The organism is SAR324 cluster bacterium (assembly GCA_029245725.1).
Lineage (GTDB): Bacteria > SAR324 > SAR324 > SAR324 > NAC60-12 > JCVI-SCAAA005.
Window position 1 is genome coordinate 22,070 of record JAQWOT010000349.1, and the last position, 6,186, is coordinate 28,255.

The window sequence follows — 6,186 nt, forward strand, 5'->3', positions numbered from 1 at the left end:
GTGATGAGTGATGAGGAATTGATTCCCAGTGGCGTATGTTTCCAAGATCGACTTCAGGTTATGGGTTTGATTGATCCACTAGTGCCAGCCAGTCAAAACAATTAAAATTTAGTGCTACAAGGCAATTCAATGCACATCTCACTCAGACATCGTGGAACTGAATATGATTTGCTTGAGCTAGCATTTGGTCATGGAACCCCGAAGAAGGCCTTTCTGACCGCACTAGTCATAGGCACCATTTTGACAACAATTAATCATGGTGACGACATTCTCTTGCGTGGTGAGTGGCCAGTATTTTGGAAAATCATTTTAACCTACTGTACTCCTTACTGTGTGACTACCTGGGGAGCTATCACTGGCAAACTTAGTAGAAGAAAAAATTCTACAGCACAACGGTCCGATGCAGATTTTGCTGCAAAGTAGGAAAACGATGAACCTTGAAGAGTTATTCAACCAAAACAATATTATCGAACTGAGTTTCTTCAATTTCAGAAACGCGATCACAGCTGCCTATTTTGCCAACAGAGATTTGGAAATCCGGCGGGTAAATAAAAACTTCAAAAAATTCTTCCCCATCTTGGGCAACGTCTCGAATGCTTACTTCCCTGATGTGTTAGAACAACTTGGACTACCTGGCAGGCAGATCGATGAGTTCGTGACAGGACTGAACGAAAATGGCTCCATTCTGATTCCCCAAATAGAAATTGAAATCGAAGGAGAAACCCGGGTTTATTCGTTACTGTCTGCACAGACCCATGACGACAGCTTTTCATATCTTAACGGCGTTCAAGGCCATTTTGTGGACCGTACAATTGAGATGCAGCTCCGTAAAGAGAAGGAAGAGTTGCTTGAGCAAAGAATGAGAGATCAAGGTGTTATTGAAGAAAAAAGTAAACAATTGGAGATGCTGGCAAAGCGACTGGCAAAGTACCTGTCTCCACAAATTTATGAGAGTATTTTTGCAAACACCCACAGCGACTTAGGAACACACCAGCGCAAAAACCTGACAGTTTTCTTTTCTGATATCGCCCGATTTACAGATCTATCCGACACACTAGAACCAGAAAAATTAGCCCGTATTATCAATAACTATCTCTCGGAGATGACAACTATTGCTATCGAGTGTGGAGGAACCATTGACAAGTTCATTGGAGACGCTGTAATGGTGTTCTTTGGAGATCCAAATTCTGATGGAGAAACTGAAGATGCCCTCAAATGTGTAGAAATGGCTGTGCGAATGCGGCAACGTGTGAATGAATTGAGCAAATATTGGGATCGACTGGGAGCTCCAGAAGGATTGAATGTTAGGATGGGAATTGTGACAGGCTATTGCACAGTTGGGAACTTTGGGTCAGATCAACGATTGGACTACACAGCTTTGGGGAGCCCAGTCAACCTGGCAGCCCGTCTTCAGAGCATGGCACCAAATAACGAAATCTTGGTTTCTGAGCCGACGATGCGTTTGTTGGATGGAGATGTTGAGTTTTTACCTTTTGATGAAATCACCCCGAAAGGCTTCAGTCGCCCAATCAAAGTCTATCAAGTGCAAGATTTTCACTCTGAGGCTCATCGAAACCGTCGCCAGCGCCTCTCTCATCAGGGTCAGAATATTGAAGTCAATGTACTGAATTCTGCAGACATCAGGGCAGTGATTCTGGAATTACGACAGTTGCAGGAGGAGTATGAGAGCAAGTTGGAGGGGGGAAGTCTGCTGAAAAATTCCTAGCAGAGAAGTAGGACCTGTCATCAAATAAACACTTGGTCGTTTGAGGAACATCGTTCTCCTTAGGGGAAAAGCTTTTTTCCTTTCCCTATTGAAGAGGAGTCCAATGGCTACCAGACGCTACGCTCTCCGTGATGATCCATGCTCTCCATTATCACTGGAGCACGCGTGTTGTCTGGCAACGAGTCTCTGAAGGACTGGCTGCCAAGGCAGACAACGAGTATGCACAGACTGACAGCACAATTGGTCGGGCCCATCAACGCAGAATTAGGAAAAATTGGTCGTAGTCCATAGAAATTTTTGTTTGCTTATTGGTTCTGAAAGATACTCGCCTCAGAAGACTTATAAAATGATTCAGAATCATCACCGAATTTTAATCCTATCTCCTTGATTGCAGAGTCTGGGACTTTATAAAGAGGTGTATATTGGGGATGATGAGAAAAACAATAGGGATTGTTTCTCGCGGCATTGTAGCAACAAATAAGATTCCATCGGTCTAGATCACTTATATTACCGTCAGATTTGTGAAGGGTATTGCAATGAAAAAATATAGCGGAGCCAGGTTCTAACTCACAGTAAACATGCTCAAGACGCTGTAGCAATTGGTCTACACGATCTGGATCAGCACAGTGTTGAGAAGAATAAATTCCGTGTTCAAGTCGACCAACGTGATGTGATCCTTTTATAACTTGCAAACACCCGTTTGCACGATTGGCGGGGCTAAGTGCTATCCAACAACTCGCCATGTATGGGTATAAACAACCATTGCTATACCAGTAGCCGTAATCTTGGTGCCATTCCCATGCACCTCCTTCTCTAGCTTTTTTACGAAGAAGTTTCGAATGGTAGTGATACACTTCACCCATAATCAATTTTTGCATCGTATCGACAACTCGCTCTGATCGACTGACCATTCCCCAAATATCATTGTTTGGATGATTCCAAGATGTTATTTGGCTAGTCTTGCCCTGACGATCAGTCATATCGAAGACATGTTTTTTCATCATCGGGTCTTGTTTGGCAGCCGACAATAAAAGAGAAATTTCTTCACTATCTAAAAGAGATTCAATAATTAAATAACCATCGTCAAGAAATGATTGTATTTGGTCGGAAGAAACATCAAAGCATCTCATAATAAAATCCTGAAAAAAATGATCATAACTTTCATATATGCAGTATGAAGAAGAAAAATTTGTATCAGATATATTTAAGATAGTTTCAAGACAGTAAACGAATAATGAAAATAACGAAAAAATTAATTGTTAAGCTGAAACTAAAAAATAAATTCTTCAACAATTGAAAAGATTTTTGAAAAGATATTTTAATTCGCAGTCTTATAAGAAAAATACAGCATGAAACATGTCGCCAATAAAAAAACCAAGATAACTATTATTAATGCTTGAAAATAAAAAGAAGTAGATGATTAATAGTTTTGTTTACTTACAGAGTTTTTCTCAAAAAAACAAGTAAATATTCTGGTGAATTCAAAAAAATATTGCCAAAAAAACAAAAGAGATTTATGAAAATAGCACTTGCAAGCTTTGGCCAAGAAACAAATAGTTTTAGTCAAAAAAAAACTAACATCGATACTTTTATAATGTATGGGTTACATAAAAAAGAAGAAGTTATAGAAAAAAAAGGAAAAACAAGTGTTATAAGTGGTTTTCTTAAAAAATTAGAATCATATTCAGACAAGTACAGAGTAATTCCAATATTTAGAGCATGGGCTGGGGCAAGTGGAATTATTGAAAAGGATACATTTAACTATTTTAAGGAAGAATTACAAAATAATTTAGCTGAATTAACAGATCTTGATGCATTCTTTTTTGACTTACATGGTGCAGCTCAATCAGAAATTTATCATGATACTGAAGGTGAATTACTGGAATTAGCAAGAAAGATTGTTGGGAGTAGAACAATAATTCTAATTGCCCTCGATCATCACGCGAATGTAACGCGAAAAATGATCACTAATATTGATGCTGTGGTTGCACATAATGATCAGCCCCACAAAACATTTGACACTGGCTATCGGGCAGGGAAGCTACTTCTTCACCTTCTAGAAGACAAAGGAATAAAACCAAAAATTTCATTAAAGAAAATCCCAATAATAACGCACCAAGAACAATTTCTCACGGACAATGGGCCAATGAAAGAATGGTTTGATTATGCACGCAGTTTTGAAAAGCTTCCGGGAGTTTTATCAACATCTACATATCCAATGCAACCATGGCTAGATATCCCAGAGGGTGGTTGGTCAGCCATAGCAGTGACAGATAACAATCAGGAACTTGCGGATAGAATAGCAAATAAGTTAGCTGATAAAGCGTGGAAACTGAGGTTCGATTTCTTGAAAACTGAAAGTTTGGAACCAGAAAAAGCGATAGATTACGCTTTGAAGGAGCGAGGAACAGTAATTCTGTCAGACACTGGGGATAGTGTGTTTGGTGGTGCAGGCGGTGATAACACACAGATTCTGCAAGAAATGCTCAGACAGAATGTGAGGGAAATTGCATTCATCCCTATTGTAGACGCTGAAGCAGTTGTTGCAGCAAGAGAGGCGGGAGAGGGACAAATCATCACCATAAAGCTAGGTGGAAAGCTTGACCCAGAGTTTAGCACACCAGTTTCAGTAACAGCAAAAGTAATCAAATTAGGTGGGGGGATCTTGAAAGCTGATATTCTCGGCTTAGAATCCTTTGATGTAGGCGAGGCTGCACACCTATTAGTTAATAATATTCATGTAGTTGTCACAGAAAAGACTGGTGTAAGTGGAAATCATCCAATCCTGTATCAGCATTTTGGATTAAATCCAGCCACAGCTAAATTAATTGTTGTTAAGACCGCAAGTAATTGGCAGTTTTATGAAGATATCTGCTCAAAGGTCATAAGAGTTAATACAATGGGTTCAACAATGTCTCAACTAGAAAATTTCAAATGGAATAATTTGCCAAGACCAATTTTCCCCTTTGATCAGATTAGTCATTAATCGAAACGTCACAATTTGATCAAAATATTCTTAACACATTAAAGGAGATAAATTAATCAAAATCAAAGAAGCATTCATTTTTTTCTACTTAATATACAGAGGTAATCATGAGTATTTATAAAAGAATCAGTTTACTGATAGTAGTAATTCTCTCAAGTTTTGGTATTGGATCTATTGGCTTGGCAAGTGGCCATAACAAAATACTTAACAAGAAAGGAAACCCGATAAGAATCGTTCACGTTGACTACCCCCAATTCCAACCATACAAAGTAAGGACTGAATCAGCGAAAAAAGCGGCTGATGATTATGGTATTGATTACACTATGATTCAGCCTTCTCAAGTCAGTACTGAAGCCTATGTTGAAGCAGTTGAAAACGTTGTTAATCAAGGCTTTGATGCAATGATAATTGAACCTTGGGATTATGACGCTTTCAGACCAGTTCTAGAATTGGCTAAAGAAAAAGGGATAGCAGTTGTATCTGTTCATCAGGAATATCCTGATCCAGATTTAGTTATATCAATGTTATACATTAACAACGAAGCATATGGTGTCAGTGCTGCGAATGAATTAGGTAAAGCAACAGGAGGAAATGCTAACGTCTTGATGATGATGAACAATGCTGCCATACCGAACCAGGCCACGATGCGTCAGTCATTCATTGATGCGAGTAGCAAATCCTGGCCAAATATAAAAATTGTTGACACTCAATTCACTAATGTTGATTCAATTACGGCTTCTAGGGTTTTAGAAGCCTCCTTGAAGGCGTATCCAGAGATAGACACTGCAATCTGGCTAGAAGGGGCAACAGTCACAACTGGAATAGATGTTGTGAAAGAAATGGGTTATATGAATAACGTGAAGGTAATTGGTATAGATGATCCACCAGATGTTATTACTTCCATTGGGAAAGGTGAGGCATGGGGGTCATTTAATCAGAATTTCCAAAAACAAGGATATGAAGCTGTAAGAAATATTGCTGATCATTTTAGTGGAAACGCATTTCCTAAAAAGACTGATTGTGGCATTGTTCTTATTACTAAAAACAACTGGGATAACTATTTACCTGATATGTGGAAAACAGTTGCTCTCAAAGGCAAGCCATATGAAAATTTATAGTAAATAACTTAAATAAATTGTTGCAACATGCCAAACTTCTTCAGTGAAGTTTGGCTCATCTGAATAGATTTACAGTGGATACTAATAATCTAGTACTTGAAGCTCGCAATATAACAAAAACCTATGGTGCTGTGGAGGCGTTGAAAAATGTTAATTTTCAATTAAGGTTTAATGAAGTCATTGCTCTACTTGGTGATAATGGAGCTGAAAATCAACTTTCATAAAAATTCTTTCAGGAGCTATTAGACCTTCCAGTGGCCAAATATTAATTGATGGCAAACCAGTTATTATTAATAACACAAAAGATGCAAAGAATCTTGGTATTGAAACTATCTATCAAGATTTAGCTTTAGTTG

At 38.5% G+C, this 6,186-nt stretch carries 6 protein-coding genes; 5 read left to right on the top strand and 1 reads right to left on the bottom strand.

All coding sequences use genetic code 11. The features are described from left to right. The first annotated feature begins 129 nt into the window (after positions 1-129). The 3 genes from nrtS to P8O70_19220 all read left to right on the top strand — a co-directional run bounded on the left by nrtS (position 130) and on the right by P8O70_19220 (position 2,017). Complete coding sequence (gene nrtS / locus P8O70_19210; GenBank protein ID MDG2198969.1) at positions 130-423, top strand: nitrate/nitrite transporter NrtS; 294 nt, start codon at positions 130-132, stop codon at positions 421-423. A 7-nt stretch (positions 424-430) separates the two neighbouring features. After that, the gene (locus tag P8O70_19215; GenBank protein ID MDG2198970.1) at positions 431-1,726 is read left to right on the top strand and encodes an adenylate/guanylate cyclase domain-containing protein; all 1,296 of its coding nucleotides are present in this window, start codon (positions 431-433) and stop codon (positions 1,724-1,726) included. A gap of 138 nt (positions 1,727-1,864) precedes the next feature. Then, on the top strand, positions 1,865-2,017 hold the full coding sequence (locus P8O70_19220) for a hypothetical protein (GenBank protein ID MDG2198971.1): 153 nt from the start codon (positions 1,865-1,867) through the stop codon (positions 2,015-2,017). A 14-nt stretch (positions 2,018-2,031) separates the two neighbouring features. Here P8O70_19220 and P8O70_19225 read toward each other — a convergent pair whose 3' ends face one another. Continuing rightward, on the bottom strand, positions 2,032-2,856 hold the full coding sequence (locus tag P8O70_19225; protein ID MDG2198972.1) for a phytanoyl-CoA dioxygenase family protein: 825 nt from the start codon (positions 2,854-2,856) through the stop codon (positions 2,032-2,034). 386 nt (positions 2,857-3,242) lie between these two features. Here P8O70_19225 and P8O70_19230 point away from each other — a divergent pair, with 386 nt between their 5' ends. Continuing rightward, the gene (locus P8O70_19230; protein ID MDG2198973.1) at positions 3,243-4,712 is read left to right on the top strand and encodes a M81 family metallopeptidase; all 1,470 of its coding nucleotides are present in this window, start codon (positions 3,243-3,245) and stop codon (positions 4,710-4,712) included. A 107-nt stretch (positions 4,713-4,819) separates the two neighbouring features. Further along, positions 4,820-5,830, top strand: coding sequence for a sugar ABC transporter substrate-binding protein (locus tag P8O70_19235; GenBank protein ID MDG2198974.1), 1,011 nt, complete (start codon positions 4,820-4,822; stop codon positions 5,828-5,830). Positions 5,831-6,186: the final 356 nt, after the last annotated feature.

Bases quoted from the DNA above. Each gene is read 5' to 3' on its own strand.
- P8O70_19225 (MDG2198972.1), bottom strand. From the start codon at position 2,856: ATGAGATGCTTTGATGTTTCTTCCGACCAAATACAATCATTTCTTGAC.
- nrtS (MDG2198969.1), top strand. From the start codon at position 130: ATGCACATCTCACTCAGACATCGTGGAACTGAATATGATTTGCTTGAG.
- P8O70_19215 (MDG2198970.1), top strand. From the start codon at position 431: ATGAACCTTGAAGAGTTATTCAACCAAAACAATATTATCGAACTGAGT.
- P8O70_19235 (MDG2198974.1), top strand. From the start codon at position 4,820: ATGAGTATTTATAAAAGAATCAGTTTACTGATAGTAGTAATTCTCTCA.
- P8O70_19220 (MDG2198971.1), top strand. From the start codon at position 1,865: ATGCTCTCCATTATCACTGGAGCACGCGTGTTGTCTGGCAACGAGTCT.
- P8O70_19230 (MDG2198973.1), top strand. From the start codon at position 3,243: ATGAAAATAGCACTTGCAAGCTTTGGCCAAGAAACAAATAGTTTTAGT.